25 protein-coding genes are annotated in these 23,630 nt (G+C 62.8%); 10 read left to right on the top strand and 15 right to left on the bottom strand.

All coding sequences use genetic code 11. The annotated features are described in order from the left end of the window. Positions 1–109 precede the first annotated feature (109 nt). The gene (locus tag ACLEJW_RS18080; RefSeq protein ID WP_145192296.1) at positions 110–1,174 is read right to left on the bottom strand and encodes an ABC transporter substrate-binding protein; all 1,065 of its coding nucleotides are present in this window, start codon (positions 1,172–1,174) and stop codon (positions 110–112) included. 315 nt (positions 1,175–1,489) lie between these two features. Here ACLEJW_RS18080 and ACLEJW_RS18075 point away from each other — a divergent pair, with 315 nt between their 5' ends. Further along, on the top strand, positions 1,490–2,203 hold the full coding sequence (locus ACLEJW_RS18075; protein WP_440777989.1) for a UTRA domain-containing protein: 714 nt from the start codon (positions 1,490–1,492) through the stop codon (positions 2,201–2,203). A gap of 6 nt (positions 2,204–2,209) precedes the next feature. Here the strand turns inward: ACLEJW_RS18075 and ACLEJW_RS18070 are convergent, their stop codons facing one another. Further along, on the bottom strand, positions 2,210–4,363 hold the full coding sequence (locus ACLEJW_RS18070) for a mechanosensitive ion channel family protein (protein WP_145192290.1): 2,154 nt from the start codon (positions 4,361–4,363) through the stop codon (positions 2,210–2,212). Positions 4,364–4,407: 44 nt separating this feature from the next. Next, positions 4,408–4,575 carry a hypothetical protein gene (locus tag ACLEJW_RS18065; protein WP_178108374.1) on the bottom strand — a complete coding sequence of 56 codons (168 nt, stop codon included), beginning with the start codon at positions 4,573–4,575 and terminating at the stop codon, positions 4,408–4,410. A 103-nt stretch (positions 4,576–4,678) separates the two neighbouring features. Between ACLEJW_RS18065 and ACLEJW_RS18060 the strand changes: the two genes are divergently transcribed. After that, the gene (locus tag ACLEJW_RS18060) at positions 4,679–5,221 is read left to right on the top strand and encodes a hypothetical protein (RefSeq protein WP_440777988.1); all 543 of its coding nucleotides are present in this window, start codon (positions 4,679–4,681) and stop codon (positions 5,219–5,221) included. A gap of 46 nt (positions 5,222–5,267) precedes the next feature. Then, positions 5,268–6,071, top strand: coding sequence for a hypothetical protein (locus tag ACLEJW_RS18055; protein WP_440777987.1), 804 nt, complete (start codon positions 5,268–5,270; stop codon positions 6,069–6,071). Here ACLEJW_RS18055 and ACLEJW_RS18050 read toward each other — a convergent pair. From ACLEJW_RS18050 to minC, 5 genes are all read right to left on the bottom strand, one after another. Beyond that, a complete protein-coding gene (locus ACLEJW_RS18050; protein WP_440777986.1) occupies positions 6,047–7,336 on the bottom strand; it encodes a M18 family aminopeptidase in 1,290 nt (429 codons plus the stop codon). The genes ACLEJW_RS18055 and ACLEJW_RS18050 overlap by 25 nt on opposite strands. 118 nt (positions 7,337–7,454) lie before the next feature. Next, positions 7,455–8,090 carry an RluA family pseudouridine synthase gene (locus ACLEJW_RS18045; protein WP_145192278.1) on the bottom strand — a complete coding sequence of 212 codons (636 nt, stop codon included), beginning with the start codon at positions 8,088–8,090 and terminating at the stop codon, positions 7,455–7,457. A 150-nt stretch (positions 8,091–8,240) separates the two neighbouring features. Beyond that, positions 8,241–8,495, bottom strand: a complete 255-nt coding sequence (gene minE / locus ACLEJW_RS18040) for a cell division topological specificity factor MinE (protein WP_021782476.1) — start codon at positions 8,493–8,495, stop codon at positions 8,241–8,243. Between the two features lie 3 nt (positions 8,496–8,498). Further along, complete coding sequence (minD, locus tag ACLEJW_RS18035; RefSeq protein WP_054893840.1) at positions 8,499–9,311, bottom strand: septum site-determining protein MinD; 813 nt, start codon at positions 9,309–9,311, stop codon at positions 8,499–8,501. Between the two features lie 100 nt (positions 9,312–9,411). Continuing rightward, positions 9,412–10,170 carry a septum site-determining protein MinC gene (minC, locus tag ACLEJW_RS18030; RefSeq protein ID WP_145192275.1) on the bottom strand — a complete coding sequence of 253 codons (759 nt, stop codon included), beginning with the start codon at positions 10,168–10,170 and terminating at the stop codon, positions 9,412–9,414. Between the two features lie 111 nt (positions 10,171–10,281). Here minC and ACLEJW_RS18025 point away from each other — a divergent pair, with 111 nt between their 5' ends. After that, positions 10,282–11,217: a lipid A biosynthesis lauroyl acyltransferase gene (locus tag ACLEJW_RS18025; RefSeq protein ID WP_145192272.1), complete on the top strand. Its 936-nt coding sequence runs from the start codon at positions 10,282–10,284 to the stop codon at positions 11,215–11,217. Positions 11,218–11,250: 33 nt separating this feature from the next. On the opposite strand, the gene ACLEJW_RS18020 is transcribed toward ACLEJW_RS18025, so the two are convergent. Both ACLEJW_RS18020 and ACLEJW_RS18015 read right to left on the bottom strand, forming a co-directional pair. Next, positions 11,251–12,078: an MlaA family lipoprotein gene (locus ACLEJW_RS18020; RefSeq protein ID WP_313300986.1), complete on the bottom strand. Its 828-nt coding sequence runs from the start codon at positions 12,076–12,078 to the stop codon at positions 11,251–11,253. Beyond that, positions 12,071–13,369, bottom strand: a complete 1,299-nt coding sequence (locus tag ACLEJW_RS18015) for a serine/threonine protein kinase (protein WP_145192265.1) — start codon at positions 13,367–13,369, stop codon at positions 12,071–12,073. Before ACLEJW_RS18015 ends, ACLEJW_RS18020 begins: the two co-directional genes overlap by 8 nt. A 189-nt stretch (positions 13,370–13,558) precedes the next feature. On the opposite strand from ACLEJW_RS18015, the gene ACLEJW_RS18010 reads away from it, so the two are divergent. Beyond that, entirely contained in the window at positions 13,559–13,924 is a 366-nt protein-coding gene (locus ACLEJW_RS18010; RefSeq protein WP_145192263.1) for a hypothetical protein, read from the top strand. Between the two features lie 25 nt (positions 13,925–13,949). Here ACLEJW_RS18010 and ACLEJW_RS18005 read toward each other — a convergent pair whose 3' ends face one another. Continuing rightward, positions 13,950–15,518, bottom strand: coding sequence for a glycoside hydrolase family 17 protein (locus ACLEJW_RS18005; protein ID WP_440777985.1), 1,569 nt, complete (start codon positions 15,516–15,518; stop codon positions 13,950–13,952). 197 nt (positions 15,519–15,715) lie between these two features. On the opposite strand from ACLEJW_RS18005, the gene ACLEJW_RS18000 reads away from it, so the two are divergent. The 3 genes from ACLEJW_RS18000 (at position 15,716) to ACLEJW_RS17990 (ending at position 18,740) form a co-directional block, all read left to right on the top strand. Beyond that, complete coding sequence (locus ACLEJW_RS18000) at positions 15,716–16,576, top strand: glycine betaine ABC transporter substrate-binding protein (RefSeq protein ID WP_440777984.1); 861 nt, start codon at positions 15,716–15,718, stop codon at positions 16,574–16,576. A gap of 191 nt (positions 16,577–16,767) precedes the next feature. Continuing rightward, positions 16,768–17,079 (top strand): DUF485 domain-containing protein, encoded by a 312-nt coding sequence (locus tag ACLEJW_RS17995; RefSeq protein WP_145192254.1) that lies wholly within the window; start codon positions 16,768–16,770, stop codon positions 17,077–17,079. Continuing rightward, the gene (locus ACLEJW_RS17990; protein WP_145192251.1) at positions 17,076–18,740 is read left to right on the top strand and encodes a cation acetate symporter; all 1,665 of its coding nucleotides are present in this window, start codon (positions 17,076–17,078) and stop codon (positions 18,738–18,740) included. The genes ACLEJW_RS17995 and ACLEJW_RS17990 overlap by 4 nt, the downstream gene beginning before the upstream one ends. Positions 18,741–18,791: 51 nt before the next feature. Here the strand turns inward: ACLEJW_RS17990 and ACLEJW_RS17985 are convergent, their stop codons facing one another. Then, a complete protein-coding gene (locus tag ACLEJW_RS17985; protein ID WP_103438227.1) occupies positions 18,792–18,944 on the bottom strand; it encodes a DUF3309 family protein in 153 nt (50 codons plus the stop codon). Positions 18,945–19,157: 213 nt separating this feature from the next. Between ACLEJW_RS17985 and ACLEJW_RS17980 the strand changes: the two genes are divergently transcribed. Together ACLEJW_RS17980 and csrA are read left to right on the top strand one after the other, a co-directional pair. Next, the gene (locus tag ACLEJW_RS17980; protein WP_145192248.1) at positions 19,158–19,967 is read left to right on the top strand and encodes an SDR family oxidoreductase; all 810 of its coding nucleotides are present in this window, start codon (positions 19,158–19,160) and stop codon (positions 19,965–19,967) included. Positions 19,968–20,096: 129 nt separating this feature from the next. Continuing rightward, a complete protein-coding gene (gene csrA / locus ACLEJW_RS17975) occupies positions 20,097–20,282 on the top strand; it encodes a carbon storage regulator CsrA (RefSeq protein WP_145192245.1) in 186 nt (61 codons plus the stop codon). A gap of 32 nt (positions 20,283–20,314) precedes the next feature. Here csrA and ACLEJW_RS17970 read toward each other — a convergent pair whose 3' ends face one another. The 3 genes from ACLEJW_RS17970 to ngg all read right to left on the bottom strand — a co-directional run bounded on the left by ACLEJW_RS17970 (position 20,315) and on the right by ngg (position 23,628). Continuing rightward, a complete protein-coding gene (locus ACLEJW_RS17970) occupies positions 20,315–20,542 on the bottom strand; it encodes a YheU family protein (protein WP_145192242.1) in 228 nt (75 codons plus the stop codon). Between the two features lie 55 nt (positions 20,543–20,597). Continuing rightward, on the bottom strand, positions 20,598–21,782 hold the full coding sequence (locus tag ACLEJW_RS17965) for an osmoprotectant NAGGN system M42 family peptidase (protein ID WP_440777983.1): 1,185 nt from the start codon (positions 21,780–21,782) through the stop codon (positions 20,598–20,600). Between the two features lie 100 nt (positions 21,783–21,882). Then, positions 21,883–23,628 carry an N-acetylglutaminylglutamine synthetase gene (gene ngg / locus ACLEJW_RS17960; RefSeq protein ID WP_313458755.1) on the bottom strand — a complete coding sequence of 582 codons (1,746 nt, stop codon included), beginning with the start codon at positions 23,626–23,628 and terminating at the stop codon, positions 21,883–21,885. Between the last annotated feature and the right edge of the window lie 2 nt (positions 23,629–23,630).

Genomic DNA, 23,630 nt, shown 5'->3' with positions numbered 1-23,630 from the left:
GGGCAAGCAGCGAGCCGCAGACTGCAAGCTGCAAGCTCCAAGCAAAGCGGTTTAGCTTTTGCTTCTGCTTTTATTTGCAGCGTGCAGCTTGCAGCTCGCTCCTCAGGCGCTACTCCATTTCGATGATCACCTGTTCCTGCCACATCTGCGGCAGTTTCTTCGAGGTGGTTTCCCAGACTTCGGCATTCTTGATCGGCTGCGCAGCGCCGTACTGCTCGTTAGGCAGCAGCTTGGCCTGCACGTCTTCTGGCAGCTTCAGGTGCTCGGCGCGGATCGGCCGGGCGTGGCCCTTGGCCAGGTTGATCTGGCCGGCGTCGCTGAAGATGTACTCGCGGGTCAGCTTGGCCGCGTTGGGGTGCTTGGCGTACTTGTTGATGATGGTGGTGTAACCCGAAATCACCGAGCCGTCCGAGGGAATCAGCACCTCGAAGCGCTTGGGATCGATCTGGTCACGGTAGCTCAGGCCGTTGAAGTCCCAGACCACACCCACCTCGACCTCACCTTTCTCCAAGGTCTGGATGGTCGGGTTGGCCAGCGACAGACGCTTTTGCTGGGCCAGCTTGGTGAACAGCTGCAGGCCAGGGGCGACGTTGCCTTCGTCGCCCCGGTAGGCGATGGCCGCAGCCAGCACGCCATTGGCAGCCTGCGCTGCAGTCCCCACGTCACCGATGGCGACCTTGTAGCTGCCGCGCTCCAGGTCGTGCCAGGTTTTCGGACGTTGGTCTTCCTTGACCAGATCCTTGTTGATGATGAACGCGATGGTGCCGGTATAGGCCAGCGCCCAATGCCCATCCTTGTCCTTGGCCCAGTCGGGAATCTGATCCCAGGTGCTGGGTTTGTAGGCTTGGCTGACACCCTTGGCCACGGCAATCGGGCCGAAGGCGGCGCCAACATCGCCGATGTCGGCACTGGCGTTGTCCTTCTCGGCTTCGAACTTGGCGATTTCCTGGGCCGAGCTCATGTCGGTATCGCTGTGCTTGAGGCCGTACTTGCTGGCCAGGTCGTCCCAAGTGCCTTTCCAGTTCGCCCAGGCGTCGGGCATGCCCACGCTGTTGACGCTGCCCTCCTTGCGCGCGGCGTCTTCCAGCGCCTTGAGGTCGGGACCGGCGGCCAGCGCCGAGGTGCACAGGGTAATGGCCGAGCCGAGCAGTGACGCCATGAACAACTTTTTCATCCGAAGCTCCTTGGGTGGGTGCCTAACGTGATCGTTGTTACGACAAACGCGGTGGTTCTGCTGAGTTGGTCTAGGTCAGCAAAGCTTGGGCCAAGGTAGGCGCCTGGCATGACAGTTTGATGTAGCACCAGGTCCGCACCGGCCTTGCTGCTACAGCGTAGACCAGCCACGGGCCCGGCTGGGCGGGCGCACGGCCTTGCCGCGCGCTCGCCGCGGCGGGCCTGTCATGCCATGTTCATCTGCTGTGCCTAGGCTTGCACCACGCTCCACAGGCCCTGACATGGGGCTGGACTAGTCCAGATAGGTAACTTTTCGATGCAATCGACGCCTCCGCGCGCGGTAACAGCCATCTGCCATGCCTTGCAGGAACAGATCGAGCACGGCCTGCTGGCGCCGGGAGGCAAGCTGCCGGCCGAGCGCCAGCTCAGCGAAGTGTTCGCCACCACACGCATCACCCTGCGTGAAGCGTTGCTGCAGCTGGAGGCGCAAGGCCTGATTTACCGCGAGGAGCGGCGTGGCTGGTTCGTCGCCTCGCAGCGCCTGAGTTATGACCTGATCGAGCGCAGCCACTTCCACGCGATGGTGCGTGCCCAAGGCCGGGTGGCCAGCACCGAGTTGCTGTCGGCGCGTCTGCAACCGGCCTCGGCGGCCATCTGCGCGCGCCTGCAGCTGCCGGCCTTGTCGAGCGTGGTGCGTATCTGTCGGCTGCGGCGCATTGACGGGCGCGCCGTGTTGTATGCCGAGCACTACCTGAACCCCCGGCAGTTCCCGGGCATTCTCGATCAGAACCTGGGGCAATCGCTTACCGAGGTCTACGCGCGGGTGTATGGCATCGGTTACGGGCAGGTGTGTTTCGAGGTCCTGCCGACCGCGCTACCCCTGGAGGCAGCGGCGGCGCTGAAAGTCTCGACAGGCAGCCCAGGGCTGCAGATCACCCGGGTCAACAGTGACCAGTATGGCCGGCTGATCGACTGCGACCTGGAGTACTGGCGTCACGACGCGATCTGCATTCGCGCCCACGCAGGCTGACTGCGGTCAATCCGCAGCGCCGGTTTCGGTCATCTGGCCGCCTCCCGCGGTGACCACCTGGACCGACAGGCGTGGTGTCGCCAGGTCCAGGCCGGCCTCGTCGAGCTGGCGCTTCAACGCCAGGTTGAATGCGCGCGACACTTCCCACTGCTTGATAGGCGCGGTCTTCAGGCGCGCCCGCAGGATCGCTGAACCCGACTCGAAGCTCTCCACGCCTTGCAGCTCCAGGGGCGACCAGATGTTGCGCCGCATCAGCGGGTCGTTGCGCAGTTTCTGGCCCACTTCGCGAATCAGCGTGATCGCTTGGTCGATGCCCATGTTGTGCGGGATGGCGACGCGGAAAATGGCGTAGCCGAATTCGCGCGAGTAGTTCTTGATGCTCTTGATTTCGCTGAACGGAATGGTGTGCACGATGCCGTCGATGTCGCGCAGGCGCACGGTACGAATGGTCAGACCTTCGACCGTGCCGAGGTGGCCGCCGACATCGACATAGTCGTCGATCGCCAGCGAATCCTCGATGATGATGAACAAGCCGGTGATCAGGTCTGCCACCAGCGACTGGGCACCAAAACCGATGGCCAGACCGATCACACCGGCACCGGCCAGCAGCGGCGTGACGTTCATGCCCATGTTGGCCAGGGCGACGATCACCGCGATGATGAAGATCACCACGAACATCACGTTGCGGATCAGCGGCATCATGGTCTGCGCGCGGGCGTTGGCCAGGCCGCGACGCGAGCGCACCAGGGCGTGGTGCACGGCGGTGTCGGCCAGGATCCACACCAGCCAGGCAACGATCAGCGTGCCAGCCAGGCCCAGCACGCGCAGGCTCACCTCGTGGCCGTCGCCGTCGGCGAAGCGGATCATCGACAAGCCCCACACGCGCAGCCCCAGTTCGATGAACACCAGCCAGATGAACAGGTGCACCAGCAGGTAACCGAAGTTGCGCAAGCGCTCGGCATACACTGCCTGGCGCTTGCTGGCGCGTTTCGGATTGGCCGCCTGCCGGCGCACCAGGCCATTGAGCACCATGCACACCACCACCAGCACCGTGCACATCAACGATTGACGCAGGGCCGTGCTGGTGTCACCGGCGGAAATGAAGGTGGCAAACAGCGAGATGGCGACCAGGATCAGCGCCGGCACGAACCAGAAGCTGCCGAGGATCTCGATGGTGTCGCTGAGCGTGCGCCGATTCAACCGCCGCGACAGCGGCTGGTTGCGAATCAAATGTGCGATTGGCCGGCGAAAGCGCAGGATGAACAAGCCCGAGGACAGCGCGGCTACCACATTGGCCAAGGTCGCCAGGGCGTGCGCCAGGTGCGTGCCGAGCGCGACCAGCATGCGCGGATCGCTCATGGCCTCGCCAAACGCGGCGAAACTGCCGATCAGCCACAGCGGGCGAAAGGCCTGGTGGCGCAGGATGTGCAGGGCGCGGTGCCGGTGCGGCCCGTCCAGCAGGGAAAAGGCGATCACGCAGATCGCCGAGAAGCAGGTGCCGACTACCAGCGCATAGGCCAGCACCATGGCCAGCGACTTGCCCAGTGACGGCGGCAAGGCAAAGCTCAAGTACACGGTGAAGATCAACGCCACCAACCAGGGCCCGAGCTTACGCAGGGCAAAGCGCACCAGGTCCCAGGTGCGCGGGTGTTGCGGCAGCTCGGCGGTCAGGCCAAAACGCACCCGCACGCGATGGCCGACCCAGTTGAAGGCGTAGGCCAGCAGGCTCCATACCGCGATCACCGCGGCAAAGCCAAACAGGATGGCCGGCCACTGGTGCACTGGCACGATCAGTTCAGCCAGCTCGGCATGGGCTTGTTCGATTTCCTGGGACCAGCGGTAGAACGGGCTCGAGTCGCCGCTGAACTGTTTTTCAAAATCGTGCAGCGCGCCGCCGATCAGGCCGAGCACCCCCTGCTCGACCGAAGGCTGCGATTGCTGCGTGGCATCGCGCAGCTTCTTCAGGTCGGCCAGCAGCTTAGCGCGCTGCTGGTCGTTCTCCAGGCTCTTGATCACCTCGTCCAGTGATTTGCCCAGCGGCTCGGTGGCTTCGGGCTGGGCAGGGGCGCTTGAGCCCAGCAGGCCGGGCAGGCCCGCAGCATGGGCCGGGGTGATGAACAGAAACAGCAGCAGGGCAAGGCAACGCAGGAAGGCTGGCACCGGAAAATCTACCTCAGGTCAAACGATGGACCGAGTGTAGAGGTTTACGTCGGCAGTTTCTCCAGGATCGTCCAGCAGGTCAGGCCAAAGATGCCCAGCGTGCCGATCCACATCATCAGCACCCCGACATTACGCTCGCGCAGGCCGAAGCCGATGGTCAGCAGCATCAGGAACAGAAATACCGGCACGAACAACGTGAGGAAGGGGGACATGGCAGGGGTCCTTCTGCGTGGCGTGGCTGTACCTCAAGCATAGCTGGCGGAGGGCGGTCGGGCGTGACATGCATCACGAAATGTTCAGTGCAGGAGAAATGTAGTGGATCTTTCCTACGCACTAATCAGACCACTTTCCTACATAGAAATTTGGGGACGGGCCGATACAGGAAATACCACAAATTGTGTGGTTTTTCCTTTGGAGGTCATTGTGACTTTAAATTCAAAATTCGGCGGTGCAGGGCTAGTGTTAATAGGGGCGCTATCCAGTGCTGGAGCCGTCGCTGCCAATAATACGGCTACTGTATTGATTGATAATAAAACTACAGATCCGGCTAAGTTTACTTACGAGCAATTGTCGGGTGCCGCTAAGCCGGTATTTAGCGAGGTGCCAGGAAACAAGATAGGCACCTTTGTTGTAACTAGCTTCACCGACAGCGCCTCAGGCATGCGATTCAGCTACAGCGCGGGGGCTAAAAAATGTCGATTCGTCGTCTCCCACACAGCGCCACCACCGTACTACGTCCCCAACTGGAAGAAAGAGGCAACTTCGACGGGCTCGGCCCGCGCCATCTGCACAGTAAAACTCGAGAAAATATCCACAAATCTACCGTACGACTACACGGTACGGTTCACGGTGCAGTGATTGCCAGCGGGCATCATTGATGTCCGCTTTATTATAAGAGGGTCGAATGATGAAAATAATGCCTACGGGGTCGACGTTCCACCTCCGCTCACCGGCCTCGCCTTCGCTACCCACTGGCTTGCCTGAACAGGAGCAGAGCCGTGATCAATCAGTCACGCTTTCCTCGCAGGGCCTGGAAAAAGCCAAGACGAGAAGCGATTTACTGGCTCAACATGCGCGTATCTATGGGAAGGATAGCTTGGCATCCCAGCTCCGGCAAGAGTACCTAGCGCTTGGCGAGGCGCGCTTCCGTCTTATCAGCCCACCCGAACATTACGGTGCCGCAGAAGTCCAGCGATTCAGCAAGACACTGGATTACCTAGTTTCTTTACAGAAGCTCACCGGCACAGAAACCAGATCCGACAAGAATCCGTTCTGGGAGATGAGCCGTGATGAATTAGCGGCGATCGAACTTGATGAAGAGCATTATTCAATGGAGGAGCGTAGTGCGGCACAAAGAGCCAAGTGGCAAAAAGATACTATTTACTTCACCCGCCTCATCGACTACGCCAACAGCACCCATGACTTGAGGCCACTGTATAAAGGCTACCTGGAGTTTCTCGACAATATCACCCCGGTGGAGCGGCTCAACTACCCAGACGGCGAGCGAGAGTCGGTGGCCGCCGAGCTGTTTCAGGCAGAAAAAGAACACGGACGCCTGCCGGAAGCGTTGTCACTATGGCAACTGATCGATTGGCCTGAGGACGGCAAGCTCAACACCGAGCATCTGCTGCAGCCGCCAGCTGCGGAACCCACCTCGGCTGTCGAGACGGGCCCCGCCGAGGGTCAAGGCAATTCGCGGCTGCGGTAGAAGGCGGTCAGCACTTTGACCAGATGCGCCAGGTCATGGCTGCCACACAGTTCGCGTATCGAGTGCATGGCAAAGGTCGGCAGGCCAATGTCGACCGTGCGCACACCTAGATGGCTGGCCGTGATCGGGCCGATGGTCGAACCGCACCCCATGTCGCTGCGTACCACGAAGCTCTGCACCGGCACTTCCTCGGCCATGCACAGGTGGCGGAAGAAGCCGGCGGTTTCGCTGTTGGTGGCGTAGCGCTGGTTGTTGTTGACCTTGATCACCGGGCCGGCGTTGAGCTTGGGCCCATGGTTGCCATCGTGCTTGTCGGCATAGTTGGGGTGCATGCCATGTGCGTTGTCCGCCGAGACCATCAGCGAGCGTTGAATGGTGCGTACATAGGCGTCGCCATCGGGCAGCAGGCGCTGCAAGGTCTGCTCGAGCATCGGGCCATCGGCGCCGCATGCCGAGCAGCTGCCGACTTCCTCGTGGTCGTTGCACACCAGCACGCAGGTCTCGTCGCTGTCAGCGGCGAGCAACGCCTGCAAGCCGGCATAGCACGACAGCAGGTTGTCCAGGCGCGCCCCGGCGATGAAGTCGCCGTTAAGGCCAATCAGTGCAGCGTCCTGTGTGTCGTAGAAGCTCAGTTCGTAGTCCAGCACCACATCGGCGTTCAGGCCGTGCTCGCGGGCCAGTTGCTCGGTGAGCACGGCGCGAAAATCGATGCGTTCATCGCCTGCGACCTGGGCCAGGATCGGCGGCAGCTCGGTCTGCGGGTTGATGTGCCAGCCTTCGTTGGCCGTGCGGTTCAGGTGAATCGCCAGGTTCGGCACGATGGCGATCGGCAGCTTGAAGTCGATCAGTTGGCTCTCGACCTTGCCGTCGCGGCGGAAGGTCACTCGCCCGGCCAGCGACAGGTCGCGGTCGAACCATGGCGCCAGTAGCGCACCGCCGTACACCTCGACCCCGAGTTGCAGAAAGCCCTGGCGCTGCAACTCAGGCTGTGGCTTGACCCGCAGGCACGGGCTGTCGGTGTGCGCGCCGACCATGCGAATGCCGTTTTGCAGCGGCGACTGCTTGCCGAGCTTGATGGCGATGATCGACGAGTCGTTGCGGGTCACGTAGTAGCGCCCGCCGGGTACCGTGGCCCAGCTGTCACGCTCGTCCAGGCGCTGGAAGCCGGCCGCTTCCAAGCGCTGGGCGAGGCTGGCGGTGGCGTGGAAAGGCGTCGGTGAGCCCTTGAGAAATTCGATCAGGCCAGTGTTCAGGGTTTCGCGCATATCTACTCCAGGGCGAACGGCAAGCTTCAAGCTTCAAGCCTCTAGCTGCAAGCTGCAAGCAAAAACAAGCTGCGACGCGGTCCGCCCTTGCTCTTCCTTGCAGCTTGCAGCCTGCAGCTCAAAAGGGTGCGGGGCAGTCGAACTTCAGGCGTTCGCCGCTGACCGGGTGGGTGAAGCTCAGCATCGAGGCATGCAGGCACAGGCGCTCATGGGCTGCCAAGGCTTCAGGGTTGGCGTACAGACGATCGCCGAGCAGCGGATGACCGATCGACAGCATGTGCACGCGCAACTGGTGCGAACGGCCGGTGATCGGCGTCAGCTCGACACGGCAGTGGTCGCCACAGCGCTCGACCACGCGCCAGTAGGTCAGGGCATGCTTGCCCTGCTCGTGGTCGACCACGTGCCGAGGCTTGGTCGGCGGGTCGTAGCGCAGCGGCAGATCGATGCTGCCGCTGTCCAGCGCCGGCTGGCCCCAACACAGCGCCGTGTAGGCCTTTTCGGTTTCGCGGTCGTGGAACTGGCGCGACAGCTCGCGGTGGCTGGCGGCATCGCGGGCGAGCAGGATGATGCCCGAGGTTTCCCAGTCCAGGCGGTGCACGATCAGCGCGTCGGGATAGCCATTGTCCTGCAGGCGGGTGATCAGGCAGTCCTTGTTGTCCTCGGCACGACCCGGCACGGACAACAGCAGCGTCGGCTTGTTGATCACCAAAATGGCGGCGTCTTCGTGAAGGATCTGGATGTTCGACAGCGGCATTGCAAGGTCTCGGTTATATCGGGAAAACCATTGGGGCCACTTTGCGGCCCATCGCGACACAAGGCCGCTTCTGCAGGGGAATGCGTATCCCCTGTAGGAGCGGCCTTGTGTCGCGACGGGCTGCAAAGCAGCCCCGGTTTTTTTGCCGGATCAGCGATCAGGCAAGGTGATGTTCAGCTCCAGGATCGAGCAGCTGCCCTGGTTCTCCAGCTCGATGTGTACGTCGTCGTTGCCGATGTTCACATACTTGCGGATCACTTCCAGCAGTTCTTTCTGCAGCGCCGGCAAGTAGTCCGGTTCGCTGCGCTGGCCGCGCTCGTGCGCCACGATGATCTGTAGACGCTCTTTCGCGACCGATGCGCTGGACTGTTTCTGTCTGCCACGAAAGAAGTCAAAAAGGTTCATGGTTTATTTGCCTCCAAACAGGCGCGCGAAGAATCCTTGCTTCGGCACTTCGATGAAACGCAGGGGTTTCTCTTTGCCCAGGAGGCGGTCGACCGTATCGCTGTAGGCCTGGCCTGCATCGCTCTGGTCGTCGAGGATCACCGGGATGCCCTGGTTGGAAGCCTTGAGTACGGCTTGCGACTCGGGAATCACGCCCTTGAGCTTGATCGCGAGGATCTCTTCGACGTCGGCGATGCTGAGCATTTCGCCTTTTTCGACGCGCTCTGGGTGGTAGCGGGTGATCAGCAGGTGTTCCTTGATCGGCTCCTCGCCGTTCTCGGAGCGACGCGACTTGCTCGACAGGATGCCCAGCATGCGGTCCGAGTCACGTACCGAAGACACTTCAGGGTTGGTCACGACAATGGCTTCGTCGGCAAAGTACATCGCCAGGTGCGCGCCTTTCTCGATACCGGCCGGGGAGTCGCAGATCACGTAGTCGAACTGCTCCTTGAGCTCCATCAGCACTTTTTCCACGCCTTCCTGGGTCAGCGCGTCCTTGTCGCGGGTCTGGCTGGCGGCCAGCACGAACAGGTTCTCCAGGCGCTTGTCCTTGATCAGCGCCTGCTGCAGGTTGGCTTCACCATTGACCACGTTGACGAAGTCGTACACCACGCGACGCTCGCAACCCATGATCAGGTCGAGGTTACGTAAGCCCACGTCGAAGTCGACGATGACAGTCTTGTGGCCGCGCAGTGCGAGGCCGGTGCCGATGGCGGCGCTGGTGGTGGTCTTGCCCACACCCCCTTTGCCGGAAGTGACGACGAGAATCTTGGCCAAGGTGTTTCACCCCTAAATAAGTTGGGACACAAGTCCCTGCAATAAGCAAATAAACGGCAACAGATAAAAAAGTTGCTCTAAAAATGACGGCAAGTATCCGTTAAAGACGGGTGATGTTCAACACGTCACCGGACAGGCTGACTTGCACGCCGGCGCCCCACAGCGGGTCGCGGCGCAGGTCTTCGCAAACCTTGTACTGGCCCGCGATCGAGACCATTTCAGCGGTCATCTGCTGACAGAAGATACGGGCCTTGGTATTGCCTTTTATGCCGGCCAGGGCCCGGCCGCGCATGGCGCCGTACACATGGATGTTGCCATCGGCCAGAAGTTCCGCACCCGGGCTTACCGAAGCCGTGACGATCAGATCGCCGCCCTGGGCGTAGATCTGCTGACCGCCGCGCACCGGCGAGGTGATGATGCGCGTGGGGCGCACGTCCGGCTCAGCGGCCACGGCCGGGGCCGGCGCCGGTTCCGGTTTTTTCGCTTCGGGCTCTGGCTCCAGCGGCCGTTCGCGCGCACCGGAGGGCGGCAGCACCGGCAGGTCGATGGCGATCGCCGCGGCGATGTCCTCGATGCGGTTGGCACGGATCGCCAAGGTTCGCAGGCCATGATGACGGCAGATACGCATCAGCCCCGGCAGGTCGACGGCACCCTCGTCGGCAGGCAGCTTGTCCAGCGCCAGCACCAGCGGCGTATTGCTGAAGAAGTTCGGGGCCTGGGCCACTTTCGCCGCCAGCTGGCGATCGAGGGCTTGCAGGTCGTTACGCCCCAGTTCCAGCACAGTGATGGCGAGCATGCTGCCCTTGAGCTGGAACACGGAGGCGGTGTCGGGTGTGTGGTTTGGGCTCATGGTCTGCATAGACGGCTTGTTGCGAAAAAAGTGCCCTGACTTATAACGATAAGACCGGTTGGCCGCAACCGGTGCCGATCCGATGTAGAATGCTCGGCCCTTGTCTTGCCGGAAGCTTCAATGGAACGCCCGCGTTTTCAACCCTATTTCCTCCATCCGCGCTTCTGGGGCCTGTGGTTGGGCCTGGGCCTGCTGTGGCTGGTGGTGCAGTTGCCTTACCGCGCCCTGCTGTGGCTCGGCAGTGCGTTGGGCGCGCTGATGTACCGCGTCGCCGGTGAACGTCGGCGTATCGCCGCGCGCAACCTCGAGCTGTGTTTTCCCGAGCTGTCCGACGACGAACGGCGGCGCCTGCTCAAGGCCAATTTCGCCTCCACCGGCATCGCCTTCTTCGAAATGGCCATGAGCTGGTGGTGGCCCAAGGCGCGCCTGGCGCGCCTGGCGCACATCGAGGGCATCGAGCACCTGCAGGCGGCGCAACAGGCCGGGCAGGGGGCGATCCTCATGGCCGTGCACTTCACTACCCTGGAAATCGGCGCCGCGCTGCTGGGCCAGGCGCATACCATCGACGGCATGTACCGCGAGCACGGCAACCCGCTGTTCGACTTCATCCAGCGCAGCGGCCGCGAGCGGCACAACCTCGACTCGCTGGCCGTCGAGCGCGACGATGTGCGCGGCATGCTCAAGCTGCTGCGTGCGGGGCGGGCGATCTGGTACGCGCCGGATCAGGACTACGGCGCCAAGCAAAGCATCTTCGTGCCGCTGTTTGGGATTCCTGCGGCGACAGTCACGGCAACCACCAAGTTCGCCCGCCTGGGCAAGGCCCAGGTGATTCCGTTCACCCAGAAGCGCCTGGAAGACGGCAGTGGTTATCGTCTGGTGGTGCATCCGCCGCTGGCGGATTTTCCGGGGGAAAGCGAAGAAGCCGATTGCCTGCGCATCAACCAGTGGGTCGAGCAGGTGCTGCGCGAATGCCCCGAGCAATACTTGTGGGCGCACCGACGCTTCAAGTCGCGCCCGCAAGGGGCGCCCCGGCTCTACGAGAAACGCCCGCGCTGATGGCTGCGGCGCCCGCCCGGGCGCCGCAGCGGCTCACTCGGCGATCTGTAGCTTGCGCGACTGAGTGTAGACGTAGCGCACTTTCTCGTACTCGAACGGCGAGTTGAGTTGGCCATAGCGGAAGTTGGTGGTGTAGCGCTTGTCGACCACGCGCAGGGCGAAGATTTCCGGGTAGCGTTTGCTGGCGTCGGCCACGTTCAGGTAGTTGGCTGCCTGCTCGCCGGCGTAGTCGACCACCAGGCCTGTGGTGTCGCGCAGGTTGGACGGGCCAAACAACGGCAGCATCAGGTACGGCCCATCGGGCACGCCATAGAAGCCCAGGGTCTGGCCAAAATCTTCGCTCTGGCGCGGGATGCCCATCTTGGTCGCCGGATCCCACAAGCCGCCCACCCCGATGATGGTGTTGAACATCAGCCGCGCAGTGATCTCGGCCGAACGCTTGGCCTTGAGCTGCAACACGCTGTTGAACAGGTTCGGCACGTCGCCCAGGTTGTTGAAGAAATTGCTCACTCCGGCGCGCACGAAGCTCGGCGTCACGTACTGGTAGCCGTTGACCAGGGGCAGCAGCACCCATTGGTCGAGACGGTAGTTGAAGTGGTAGATGCGCCGGTTCATCGATTCCAGCGGGTCATACACGTTGAGCGCTTCGAGGGTGGAGCGTTCGAATTCGCGTTGATCCAGGCCGGGGTTGAATTTCAGTGCACGCAGTGGGTCGAGGAAGCCATCGCTTTCCGGCGCCAGGGGCGCCTGGTCGGTGATTTGCGGGTCGCCTTCGACCACGCTGGCGCGCGGCGCGGTTTCCGCCGCCAGGGCATTGCCGGCAACGAGCAGGGCAGCGGCGAGGAGCAGTTTGTTAGCCACGGAAGAACTCCAGCATGGCGTCGCTGTTGACGCGGTAGTTGAGGTTGCCGCAATGGCCGCCATGGGGGTAGAGGGTCAGGCGCTCGCCGAACACCTTGCGCAGGAAACCGATATCGCCAGGGCCGAGGATCACGTCATCGGCGTTGTGCATCACGGCGATCTTGTCGCTTTTGTGCAGGTAGTCTTCCAGGGCGTACAGGCTGACCTGGTTGATCAGTTGCAGGATGCTGTTGCCGTCGGTGCGGGCGCGCCACATCGGGATCACCTGCTCGGTCATGTAGCAGTCGAAGTCGCATTGCAGCGCACGCTTGAAGAACGGTGTCAGGCTGCTGCCCTCGGTGATCGGAAACTTCGGCGGGATGATCAGCCCACGGCGGTTGATCAGGTCCGAGGTAAAGGCGATGTCGGCGGCCGAGAAGCGGAACGAGGTGCCGATGAGCATGGCCATCTGTTCGTTGGACAGGTGCTGGCGCGAGCGCTGGAAGTCATACAGCAGCGCGTCGTTGAGGTCGACGAAGCCCTTGTCCTGGAAATAGCGCGTCAGCTTTTCCAGCATCAGTTCATAGAAGGTGGTGCTGCGATCGATGCCCTTGACCTGGGTTTGCACCAGCTTGTCGAGGTTGTTGATCGAGGTGAACAGGTTGACCGGCGGGTTGAGCAGCAGCACCCGCTTGAAGTTGAAGCTGCGGCGGGTTTCGTCCAGGTGGCTGACGAAGGCGGCGTCCAGGGCGCCTAGGCTGTAGCCGGTCAGGTAATACTCGCTGACCGGTAGGCGCGGATGCTGGGCGCGTACGGCCTGCATCACCCGGTACATGTCCTCGGCGTCTTCCTTGCTGATCCCGGGGGTGGCGAAGCGCGAGGCAGCGCTCATGAAGTCGTAGCTGGTCGGTGAAGACAGTTGTACGACGTGGTAACCGGCTTGGTAGAACAGCTTCTTGAGGTATTCGTTGATGGTGCTGGAATACGGTGCCCCAGTCCCGGCGATGATAAAGATCAGCGGCGCGGCGTGGTCCTGGCGAGCCAGGCGATACTTGAGTTTCTTCACCGCCCAGAAGTTGTCGGGCAAGGTGAACTCGCGCTCCGGGCGCAGGGTAAGGCTGTAATCGGATTGGTCGATTTCATCGTCGCTGGGCAGCGTCGGGCGCTGTTCCGGCGGCGTGGTGGCGATGGTCGCCTCGAACGGGTTGGTCAAGGGGTAGCCGTAGCTGGCGGCGTCGATATCCCGCGCCGACGCGGCCGCAGCCATGAGCAGGCCACCAAGAAGGGCGGCGAGGCGCCAAGATCGAAGCATGTAGTCCCCCAGAAGGATCAAGGTCGAGCAGTATGCAGGCTAGGACCACGCCGGCCTCGGCAAAGTTGCCAGCCGTGATGGCCTTTTGTGTGCCTGTTATCTGCAACATAGCTGCAGGGTTGGCATTTTGCCTTACAACGGGGCTTGGGCGATCATGGATGCTTTCGATTACCGCTATTGGAGAAGGGCATGTCTCGAACGCTGCCGGCCGCTTGGCTTTTGATGGGAGTGGCGCTCTGGCTCGCGGCCAGTTATGGCTTGCGTTATGGCCTGATGGAAGACGCCCGGTGGGTCGGGTTGTGCGGCGCGCCGGGCGAGCATTGGCAATGCCAGGTAAGAGCCTGGTTGGGCTTGAGCATTCATTTCCAGATCATGGCATGGGCCGGGCTTGGGCTTGCCGTGCTGGCCCAGTTCGTCAGAGGGCGCGGTGGCTGGTGGCTGGCCGCGCTGGCGCTGCTGTTCGGCGTGCCGGCATTGGTGCTGTACACCGCCAGCATCGCGGTGTTCGCGGTAGTGCTGGCGGGTCTGCGGCTGGTCAGGCAGCCTGCTGCCTGAGGGCTGCGCGCGCTGTCAGAAGAAATCAAGGCTTGGGTGTGCGGCGCAAGCTACGCCACAGCGCGGCAGTCATCACCACGCTGACCAGCGCCCATGCCCACGCTTGCTGGTTCGCCAGGCCTTCCTGGTACAACTGAGGCAGGACGCCAGCGCCAATCATGAACGCCAGCAGCGCAGCTTCGGCGCGCCGGGTCGCGACCGGCCTGAGCACATACAGCAGGGCTGGCAATGCCAACGCCGCGGTGGGGAAACTGCGGTAGCGCGGGTCGAAGACCATCGCCAACATGCTCACCGCCGCGGCGAATCCAGCAGCCAGCACCAGCCAGCCCGCACGTGCCTGCAACGCGGCGTACAGCCGCTCGCGCCACCCGCTGCGCTGCGCCAGCGCCAGTACGCCGTGCAGCAGCACCAGGGCGTTCAGCCCTATCAATAGCGCAGCCCACAGCCATTCCCCAACGAAGCGTGCGTGGGTGCGCATCAACTCGCCCCACAGGCCCAGGCAACCGGCACCGAAGGCCGCCAGCAACGGCAGCCCCAGCGCTGCCAGCGGAGTCGCCGGGCGCCCGGCGAGCAGCACGGCAACCACCATCAGCAGCGCGCTTGCGAGCAACCACTGTGGCCAGTAGGCGAGGTTGCTCACCGGCCCCTCGAGCGCGCCTTTATCCCTGCGCTCGGCGTCGTACAGCCCCCAGTAACCGCCCACGGCGCCTTCGCTGGCGCGTTTCCAGGGCTGGTCGAAGGCTTCGATCAAGTTGTAGTGCCAGCCGTTGGCCTCGGCCATGGCGACGAAGCCACGGATGAACCGCGCCTCGTTGGCGCGGCTGGGGACGGCGGTCTCGCGCTGGCGGCCTTCGCTGGGCCAGCCGGTTTCGCCAATGAACACATCCTTGGGCGCGAACTGCGTGCCGAATGCCCGGCGCACCTCGGCGACATGGGCCAGGGCATCGTCGATGCCGCTTGGGTCGTCCTCCCAGTACGGCAAAAGATGGATGGTCAGAAAATCCACCGCCGGGGCGATCTGAGGGTGTTGCAGCCAGAATTCCCAGACGTCGGCGTAGGTGACCGGTACCTTGACCTGGCGTTTGACCCGGTCGATCAGTGCGGCCAGGCGTTCGCCGGTGACTTCCTTGCGCAGCAGGGTTTCGTTGCCGACGATGACCGCGCTGACCACATCCGGGTTGGCATTGGCGGCGGCGATCAGCGCTGCGACCTCTTTGTCGGTGTCGAGCGAATTGGCGTTGACCCAGGCCCCGAGCATGACTTTCAGCCCATGTTTGCGCGCCAGTGCCGGGATCGCTTCCAGACCGCTCATGGAATAGGTGCGAATGCACTGAAAACGTGCCGCCAGCAAGGCCAGGTCGGCGTCCATGCGCGCCGGGCGCAAGCGAAAAGGCTGATCGAACGGCGACTGGTCCTTGTCGAACGGGGTATACGACGCACACTGCAACTTATGCGTTGGGCTGGCCGCGTCGGGCAGCAGCACCGGCTTGCCCAGCCCGTACCAGAGCGTCCCCAGCCCGAGCAGGGCCAGCAGGCAGGCGAGCAGGTACAGCGGTAGCAGCAGGCGGGAGGCAACGGGCATCGGGCGGTCCATCTTCAGGTGCAAAGCGCTAGATAGTAGCCCGGCGCCAAAGCTTTGGCATGCAAGGATCGCGCAGACGACGCAGGGCCGTTGCCGCTAATGGCACAGTGCTGTCGCATATGGGGCGGGTACAGGTCGTAGCTGGAGCAGGTCGTCGCAGGTGGCAGGACGATGATGGAATCTCCAACACCTGACGAGGGGATGCATTGATGGCGAAGACAACAAGAATGCGACGTATCCTGGGCGTGGGCAGCGCCCTGGTATTGGCCATGAGCACTGCACAGGCAATGGCCAAGGAAGTCAGCATCGGCTACGTGGACGGTTGGGCCGACAGCGTCGCCACCACCAACGTGGCGGCACAAGTGATCAAGCAGAAACTCGGCTACGACGTGAAGTTGCAGGCTGTGGCCACCGGCATCATGTGGCAGGGGGTTGCCACCGGCAAGCTCGATGCCATGCTCTCGGCCTGGCTCCCGGTGACCCACGGTGAATACTGGAGCAAGAACAAGGACAACGTGGTCGACTACGGCGCCAACTTCAAGGACGCCAAGATCGGCCTGATCGTGCCCGAGTACGTCAAGGCAACGAGCATCGCCGACCTCAAGACCGACACGACCTTCAAACAGAAGATCGTCGGTATCGACGCAGGCTCGGGGGTGATGATCAAGACCGAGCAGGCGATCAAGGACTACGACCTGACCGGCTACAAGTTGCAGGCCAGCTCCGGCGCCGCCATGACCGCCGAACTGGGCCGCGCCTATGCCAAGCAGCAATCGATCGCCGTGACTGGCTGGGTGCCGCACTGGATGTTCGCCAAGTGGAAGTTGAAGTTCCTCGAAGACCCGAAAGGCGTCTATGGCGCGGCCGAAACCGTCAACAGCATCGGCAGCAAGGAGTTGGCGACCAAGGCGCCAGAAGTCGCGGACTTCCTGAAGAAGTTCAGCTGGCAGTCCAAGGATGAGATCGGCGAAGTGATGCTGGCCATCCAGGAGGGCGCCAAGCCCGAAGCCGCAGCCAAGGACTGGGTAGCCAAGCACCCTGAGCGGGTCAAGGAATGGACCGGCAAGTAACCCTTACATAACTACAATTCAATCGTTTTGGAAAAAATCCGCGCCCGCACCGGCGCGGATTTTTTCATGTTTGTTACAGCATTGGTAAAACACCGTTGCATCTAAGACTAAGGTCGTCTGGTTGGCGTGCCATGGCTGCATAAAGTAAGGGTGTGGGTTTTCTCCCTACTTGTGCTGCTAGGACAAAAACAATGAACGACAGCATTTACCTCTCGATACAAAACAGCCCGCGCTTCAAGGAGCTGGTGAGCAAACGTGAACGTTTCGCCTGGATTCTCTCGGCGATCATGCTCGGCCTCTATTGCGCTTTCATCCTTCTGATTGCCTACGGTCCTCAGGTGCTGGGCGCCAAGCTCAGCCCGGAATCGTCGATCACCTGGGGCATTCCCCTGGGCGTCGGTCTGATTCTTTCGGCATTCGTACTGACCGCCATCTACGTACGCCGCGCCAACGGCGAGTTCGATGAGTTGAACAAGGCCATCCTGAAGGAGGCGCAGCAATGATTCGCCACTGCAAAACATTGGCCGTACTGGCCTGCGGTGCCTTTGCACCCGCCGTGTGGGCTGCCGATGCCCTGACCGGCGAGGTGCAGAAACAACCGCTGAACGTCGCCGCGATCGCCATGTTCGTGGCCTTCGTCGCCTTCACCCTGGGCATCACCTATTGGGCCTCGAAGCGCAACAAGTCGGCCGCTGACTATTACGCCGCTGGCGGCAAGATCACCGGTTTCCAGAACGGCCTGGCGATTGCCGGTGACTACATGTCGGCAGCCTCGTTCCTGGGCATTTCCGCGCTGGTATTCACCTCCGGCTACGATGGCCTGATCTACTCGATCGGCTTCCTGGTCGGCTGGCCGATCATCCTGTTCCTGATCGCCGAGCGCCTGCGCAACCTGGGCAAGTACACGTTCGCCGACGTCGCTTCCTATCGTTTGGGGCAGAAAGAAATCCGCACCCTGTCGGCCTCCGGGTCGCTGGTGGTGGTGGCGTTCTACCTGATCGCGCAGATGGTCGGCGCCGGTAAGCTGATCGAGCTGCTGTTTGGCCTCGACTACCACGTCGCGGTCATCCTGGTCGGTATCCTCATGTGCCTGTACGTGCTGTTCGGCGGCATGCTGGCTACTACCTGGGTACAGATCATCAAGGCCGTGCTGTTGCTCTCCGGTGCCAGCTTCATGGCGCTGATGGTGATGAAGCACGTGGGCTTCGACTTCAACACGCTGTTCTCCGAAGCCATCAAGGTGCACGCCAAGGGCGAGGCGATCATGAGCCCTGGCGGTCTGGTCAAGGACCCGATCTCGGCGTTCTCGCTGGGCCTGGCGCTGATGTTCGGTACCGCCGGCCTGCCGCACATCCTGATGCGCTTCTTCACCGTCAGCGATGCCAAGGAAGCACGCAAGAGCGTGCTCTACGCCACCGGCTTCATCGGCTACTTCTACATCCTGACCTTCATCATCGGCTTCGGCGCGATCCTGCTGGTCAGCACCAACCCTGACTTCAAGGACGCCGCTGGTGCCCTGATCGGCGGCAACAACATGGCCGCGGTGCACTTGGCCGATGCGGTGGGCGGTAGCGTGTTCCTGGGCTTCATCTCGGCAGTGGCGTTCGCCACCATTCTTGCGGTGGTGGCTGGTCTGACCCTGGCCGGTGCCTCGGCGGTGTCCCATGACCTGTACGCCAGCGTCTGGCGCAAGGGCAAGGCCAACGACAAGGACGAGATCCGCGTGTCCAAGATCACCACGGTGGCCCTCGGCGTGCTGGCGATCGGCCTGGGCATTCTGTTCGAGAAGCAGAACATCGCCTTCATGGTCGGCCTGGCCTTCTCCATTGCCGCCAGCTGCAACTTCCCGGTGCTGCTGCTCTCGATGTACTGGAAGAAACTGACCACCCGCGGCGCCATGATCGGCGGCTGGCTGGGCTTGGTCAGTGCGGTGGGGCTGATGATCCTGGGCCCGACCATCTGGGTGCAGATCCTTGGCCATGAGAAGGCGATCTACCCGTACGAGTACCCGGCACTGTTCTCGATGCTGATCGCATTCGTGGGTATCTGGTTCTTCTCGGTCACCGACAAGTCCAAGGCGGCCGACGACGAACGTGCCTTGTTCTACCCGCAGTTCGTCCGCTCGCAAACTGGCCTGGGCGCCTCGGGTGCGGTTTCGCACTGATTCATCGCCCATAAAAAAACCGCGCCTAGGCGCGGTTTTTTTATGATTTCGCTAGATCATCCCGAGTAACAGCAACACCAGCAGTACGACCAGCACTGCACCGATGATGCCGGACGGGCCATAGCCCCAGCTGCGCGAGTGAGGGAATACCGGTAAGCCACCGATCAGCAACAAGATCAGGATGATGATGAGAATCGTGGTCATGGCGAAATCCTTGCGTGGTTAGGGGTCAAGGGCCTTGCAACACTGGCCGCTTGTTAATTCCGACCCGTACCGCTTGCAAAAGATTCCATCGCGCTGCGCCGGCCTGTGGCGCACCCGCTCATGCCCACCCATTCACTGCCTTGATAGACCCTGCTGCGCACCGTGGCCTTGATTAGACTCGACCTAACTCCAGTCAGAACAAGGCGTGCCACCATGCAAAATCGCATCATGATCACTGGCGCAGGCTCGGGCCTCGGCCGCGAGATCGCCCTGCGCTGGGCGCGCGAAGGTTGGCGCCTGGCGCTGGCCGATGTCAACGAAGGCGGGCTGCGGGAAACCCTGCAGCAGGTGCGCGAGGCGGGCGGCGAGGGCTTCGTGCAGCGCTGCGATGTCCGCGACTACAGCCAGCTGACCGCGCTGGCCCAGGCCTGCGAAGAGAAGTTCGGCGGCATCGACGTCATCGTCAACAACGCCGGTGTCGCCTCCGGCGGCTTCTTCGCCGAGCTGTCGCTGGAAGACTGGGACTGGCAGATCGCGGTCAACCTCATGGGCGTGGTCAAGGGCTGCAAGGCGTTTCTGCCGCTGCTCGAGCGCAGCAAGGGGCGGATCATCAACGTGGCGTCGATGGCGGCCTTGATGCAAGGCCCGGGCATGAGCAACTACAACGTGGCCAAGGCGGGCGTGCTGGCGCTGTCGGAAAGCTTGCTGGTGGAACTGCGGGCGCTGGATGTGGCGGTGCACGTGGTGTGCCCGTCGTTCTTCCAGACCAACCTGCTCGACTCGTTCCGCGGCCCCAACCCGGCGATGAAGGCGCAGGTCGGCAAGTTGCTGGAGGGCTCACCGATCAGCGCGGCGGACATCGCCGAATGCATTCACCAGCAGGTCGCGGCAGGGGACTTCCTGATCCTGCCCCACGAGGCCGGTCGCCAAGCCTGGTTGCTCAAGCGCGAGGCGCCGCAGCGGCTGTACGATGAAATGGCGCACATGGCAGATAAAATGCGGGCAAAAGCCCAGCCGCGTTGAGCTACAGGGGCATTTCTGTAGGAAAGTTTACCGCCCCGTGTAGGTCCGCTCTGAATTTGCGGCAAAGCCTTGTTCTGTGGAATAACCCCGAGCACTCTGCGGTCTTTTCCTGTTGCGAGGGACCGGAGCATGTTGGTGATCGGAAGAGAGGTGGGCGAAGTCATCCTCATTGGAGACGACATTCGCATCAAGGTGGTGGAGTCGCGTAACGGCATGGTGCGCTTCGGCATCATCGCCCCGCGCCACGTGCCGGTGCACCGCGCCGAAGTCTACCGGCGTATTCAGGAAGCGCAAAAGCGCAAGGAGCAATCCTGAAACGCCGGCATCGCCCCGCCGGCACGCGCCTGTTACTCGAGCAACTCGCGGGGCACGTCATGCCTGGCCAGCAGCTGGCACTGCTGGCTTTCCAGGTCGAAGAGGATGAACGCCTGACCCTTGGCCAACGCCTGGCGTACCCGCAGCACGCGGGTTTCCAGGGGCGTGTCGTCGCCGTTGTCAGTGCCATCGCGGGTGACGAAGTCCTCGATCAGGCGGGTCAGGGTGTCGGCTTCTAGTTGCTCGTAAGGGATCAGCATGGCTCGGGCACAAGTGGCAGGGTGGATAGCGCCATGCTACGCCATTGCGCGGCCATCAGCTTTTGTTTCCCAGCAGGCTGTCCACCGCTGGCACCCGGGTTTCGCTCTCCATTTGCGCATCGTGTTCAAGCTGGTGGCTGAAGCGCTCGAGCGAGGCGTTGGCCGGTTGCGAATCGCTGGCAAATACCGGCGGGCTCAACAGGTAGGCCGAAAGCAGGCGGCTGAGCGCAGCGAGGCTGTCGATGTGCGTGCGTTCGTAGCCATGGGTGGCATCGCAGCCGAAAGCCACCAGTGCGGTACGAATGTCGTGACCTGCGGTCACTGCCGAGTGGGCGTCGCTGAAGTAATAGCGGAACAGGTCGCGGCGTACTGGCAACTCCTGCTCCCCGGCGAGCTTAAGCAAATGCCGCGACAGGTGATAGTCGTAAGGCCCGGACGAATCCTGCATCGCCACGCTCACGGCATGCTCGCTGGAGGCTTGGCCCGGCGCGACCGGGGCGATGTCGATGCCGACGAACTCGCTGACATCCCATGGCAGCGCACCGGCGGCACCGGAGCCGGTTTCTTCGGTGATAGTGAACAGCGGATGGCAGTCGATCAGCGGCTGACGCCCGCTTTCCACCACGACCTTGAGCGCTGCCAGCAGCGCCGCCACGCCCGCCTTGTCATCCAGGTGGCGGGCGCTGATATGGCCGCTTTCGGTGAATTCAGGCAGCGGGTCGAAGGCCACGAAGTCGCCGATGCCGATGCCCAGGGCTTCGCAATCGGCGCGGGTCGCGCAGTAGGCATCCAGGCGCACCTCGACATGCTCCCAGCTGATCGGCATCTGGTCGATTGCGGTGTTGAATGCATGACCGCTGGCCATCAACGGCAGCACGCTGCCGCGAAACACACCGGTGTCGGTGAATACGCTGACCCGGCTACCCTCGGCGAAGCGGCTCGACCAGCAGCCGACCGGGGCCAACGCCAGACGCCCGTTGTCCTGCACTTGGCGGACACTGGCGCCGATGGTGTCCAGGTGCGCCGAGACTGCGCGGTCGGGCGAGCTCTGGCGGCCCTTGAGGGTGGCGCGAATGGTGCCACGGCGGGTCAGTTCGAAGGGAATGCCCAGTTCATCCAGGCGCTCGGCCACATAACGCACGATGGTGTCAGTGAAGCCGGTCGGGCTTGGGATGGCGAGCATTTCCAGCAGGACGCGCTTGAGGTACTCGAGATCGGGTTCTGGAAGTTGTTCGGACATGGGTACTCCTTAGGGTATTGCGCAGTGACTTCTACAGCTACGGCACACGCCGCGCGCCCACAGCGTCGCTGGCGCGCGGGGTGTGAAGGCCGTCAGGGATCTACGCCAATGCCTGGCTGTGCGGAAACAGCAGGTCGACGAAGCGTTCGGCCGTCGGCTGCGGCTCATGGTTGGCAAGCCCGGCGCGCTCGTTGGCTTCGATGATCACGTAGTCAGGCTGCTCGGCATCGCGCACCATGAAATCCAGGCCGACCACCGGAATCTCCAGGGCGCGAGCTGCCCGCACCGCCGCGTCAGCCAGCACGGGATGCAGACGTTCGGTGACATCCTCCAGCGTGCCGCCGGTATGCAGGTTGGCAGTACGCCGCACCGCCAATCGTCGACCCGGCTCCAGCACATCGTCGTAGTTCAGCCCAGCGGCCTGCAGCGTGCGTTCGGTTTCATCATCCATCGGGATGCGGCTTTCTCCGCCGGTGGCCGCCTGGCGACGGCGACTCTGCGCTTCGATCAGTTGCAAGATGGTGTGCTTGCCGTCACCGACCACCTGCGCCGGATGACGAATGGCGGCTGCCACCACTTCGTAGCCGATGACCACGATGCGCAGGTCGTGCCCGGCATGGAAGCTTTCCAGCAGCACCCGACTGTCGAAGCGGCGGGCGTTTTCCACGGCCTGGGTGACGTCTTCGATGCTCGTCAGGTTGACCGCCACGCCTTGACCCTGTTCGCCGTCCACCGGCTTGACCACGATGGCGCCGTGCTCGTCGAGAAAGGCCAGGTTGTCATCGGCATTGCCGGCCAGTTGCTGGGCAGGCACTTGCAGCCCAGCTTGCTGTAGAGCCTGCTGGGTCAGGCGTTTGTCCTGACACAGGGTCATGGTCACAGCGGTGGTCAGGTCGCTCAGCGACTCACGGCAGCGGATCCGCCGACCGCCCAGACTCAGGGTGAACAAGCCAGCCGCCGCGTCGTCCACGTGCACCTCGATACCGCGCCGCAAGGCTTCGTCGACGATGATGCGCGCGTAGGGGTTGAGGCTTGCCTCCGGGCCTGGGCCGAGGAACAGCTGCTGGTTGATGCCGTTCTTGCGCTTGACCGCGAAGGTCGGCAGGTTGCGAAATCCGAGCTTCTCGTACAGCCGCTTGGCCTGGCGGTTATCGTGCAGCACCGACAGGTCCAGGTAGGCCAGGCCACGGCTCATGAAGTGTTCGATCAAGTGGCGCACCAGTACCTCGCCCACCCCAGGGCGGGTGCACTGCGGATCCACCGCCAGGCACCAGAGGCTGCTGCCGTGCTCGGGATCGTCGAAGGCCTTGCAATGGTTCAGGCCCATGACACTGCCGATCACCGCGCCGCTGTCTTCATCCTCGGCGAGCCAGAACACTGGGCCGCCCAAGTGGCGCGGGGTGACCAGTTCAGGGTCGACGGGCAGCATGCCGCGCGCCTGGTACAGGGTGTTGATCGCCTGCCAGTCGCCGGCACTCTGTGCGCGGCGTACGCGAAAGCCGCGGAACACGCGCTGTGCCGGGCGGTAGTCGGTGAACCACAGGCGCAGGGTGTCGGAGGGGTCGAGAAACAGCTGCTGCGGCGCCTGGGCCAGCAGCTGCTGCGGCGCCGCGACATACAGCGCGATATCGCGCTCGCCAGGGCGTTCTTCCTGCAACGCCGCGGCCAGGCTGGCTGGGTCTGGGTAGGTATGGCCGATCAGCAGGCGCCCCCAACCACAGTGCAAGGCCCGCGGTTGATCGTGGGGCTCGCTGCCATCGCCGGCCAGGCGCGCCTGCAGGCGCTCATAGGACGGCGCCTGGCCGCGCAACAAGCGCTGGCCGTAGGCAATTTCATGGGGTTTCATCG

This window comes from Pseudomonas sp. SMSB3 (assembly GCF_052041965.1).
GTDB lineage: Bacteria > Pseudomonadota > Gammaproteobacteria > Pseudomonadales > Pseudomonadaceae > Aquipseudomonas.
Note: the sequence above shows the minus strand (reverse complement) of the source record. Positions and strands in the feature narration are given on the sequence as shown.

Bases quoted from the DNA above. Each gene is read 5' to 3' on its own strand.
- ACLEJW_RS18080 (WP_145192296.1), bottom strand. From the start codon at position 1,174: ATGAAAAAGTTGTTCATGGCGTCACTGCTCGGCTCGGCCATTACCCTG.
- ACLEJW_RS18075 (WP_440777989.1), top strand. From the start codon at position 1,490: ATGCAATCGACGCCTCCGCGCGCGGTAACAGCCATCTGCCATGCCTTG.
- ACLEJW_RS18065 (WP_178108374.1), bottom strand. From the start codon at position 4,575: ATGTCCCCCTTCCTCACGTTGTTCGTGCCGGTATTTCTGTTCCTGATG.
- ACLEJW_RS18055 (WP_440777987.1), top strand. From the start codon at position 5,268: ATGATGAAAATAATGCCTACGGGGTCGACGTTCCACCTCCGCTCACCG.
- ACLEJW_RS18050 (WP_440777986.1), bottom strand. From the start codon at position 7,336: ATGCGCGAAACCCTGAACACTGGCCTGATCGAATTTCTCAAGGGCTCA.
- ACLEJW_RS18045 (WP_145192278.1), bottom strand. From the start codon at position 8,090: ATGCCGCTGTCGAACATCCAGATCCTTCACGAAGACGCCGCCATTTTG.
- minE (WP_021782476.1), bottom strand. From the start codon at position 8,495: ATGAACCTTTTTGACTTCTTTCGTGGCAGACAGAAACAGTCCAGCGCA.
- minC (WP_145192275.1), bottom strand. From the start codon at position 10,170: ATGCAGACCATGAGCCCAAACCACACACCCGACACCGCCTCCGTGTTC.
- ACLEJW_RS18025 (WP_145192272.1), top strand. From the start codon at position 10,282: ATGGAACGCCCGCGTTTTCAACCCTATTTCCTCCATCCGCGCTTCTGG.
- ACLEJW_RS18015 (WP_145192265.1), bottom strand. From the start codon at position 13,369: ATGCTTCGATCTTGGCGCCTCGCCGCCCTTCTTGGTGGCCTGCTCATG.
- ACLEJW_RS18010 (WP_145192263.1), top strand. From the start codon at position 13,559: ATGTCTCGAACGCTGCCGGCCGCTTGGCTTTTGATGGGAGTGGCGCTC.
- ACLEJW_RS18005 (WP_440777985.1), bottom strand. From the start codon at position 15,518: ATGGACCGCCCGATGCCCGTTGCCTCCCGCCTGCTGCTACCGCTGTAC.
- ACLEJW_RS18000 (WP_440777984.1), top strand. From the start codon at position 15,716: ATGGCGAAGACAACAAGAATGCGACGTATCCTGGGCGTGGGCAGCGCC.
- ACLEJW_RS17995 (WP_145192254.1), top strand. From the start codon at position 16,768: ATGAACGACAGCATTTACCTCTCGATACAAAACAGCCCGCGCTTCAAG.
- ACLEJW_RS17990 (WP_145192251.1), top strand. From the start codon at position 17,076: ATGATTCGCCACTGCAAAACATTGGCCGTACTGGCCTGCGGTGCCTTT.
- ACLEJW_RS17985 (WP_103438227.1), bottom strand. From the start codon at position 18,944: ATGACCACGATTCTCATCATCATCCTGATCTTGTTGCTGATCGGTGGC.
- ACLEJW_RS17980 (WP_145192248.1), top strand. From the start codon at position 19,158: ATGCAAAATCGCATCATGATCACTGGCGCAGGCTCGGGCCTCGGCCGC.
- csrA (WP_145192245.1), top strand. From the start codon at position 20,097: ATGTTGGTGATCGGAAGAGAGGTGGGCGAAGTCATCCTCATTGGAGAC.
- ACLEJW_RS17970 (WP_145192242.1), bottom strand. From the start codon at position 20,542: ATGCTGATCCCTTACGAGCAACTAGAAGCCGACACCCTGACCCGCCTG.
- ACLEJW_RS17965 (WP_440777983.1), bottom strand. From the start codon at position 21,782: ATGTCCGAACAACTTCCAGAACCCGATCTCGAGTACCTCAAGCGCGTC.
- ngg (WP_313458755.1), bottom strand. From the start codon at position 23,628: ATGAAACCCCATGAAATTGCCTACGGCCAGCGCTTGTTGCGCGGCCAG.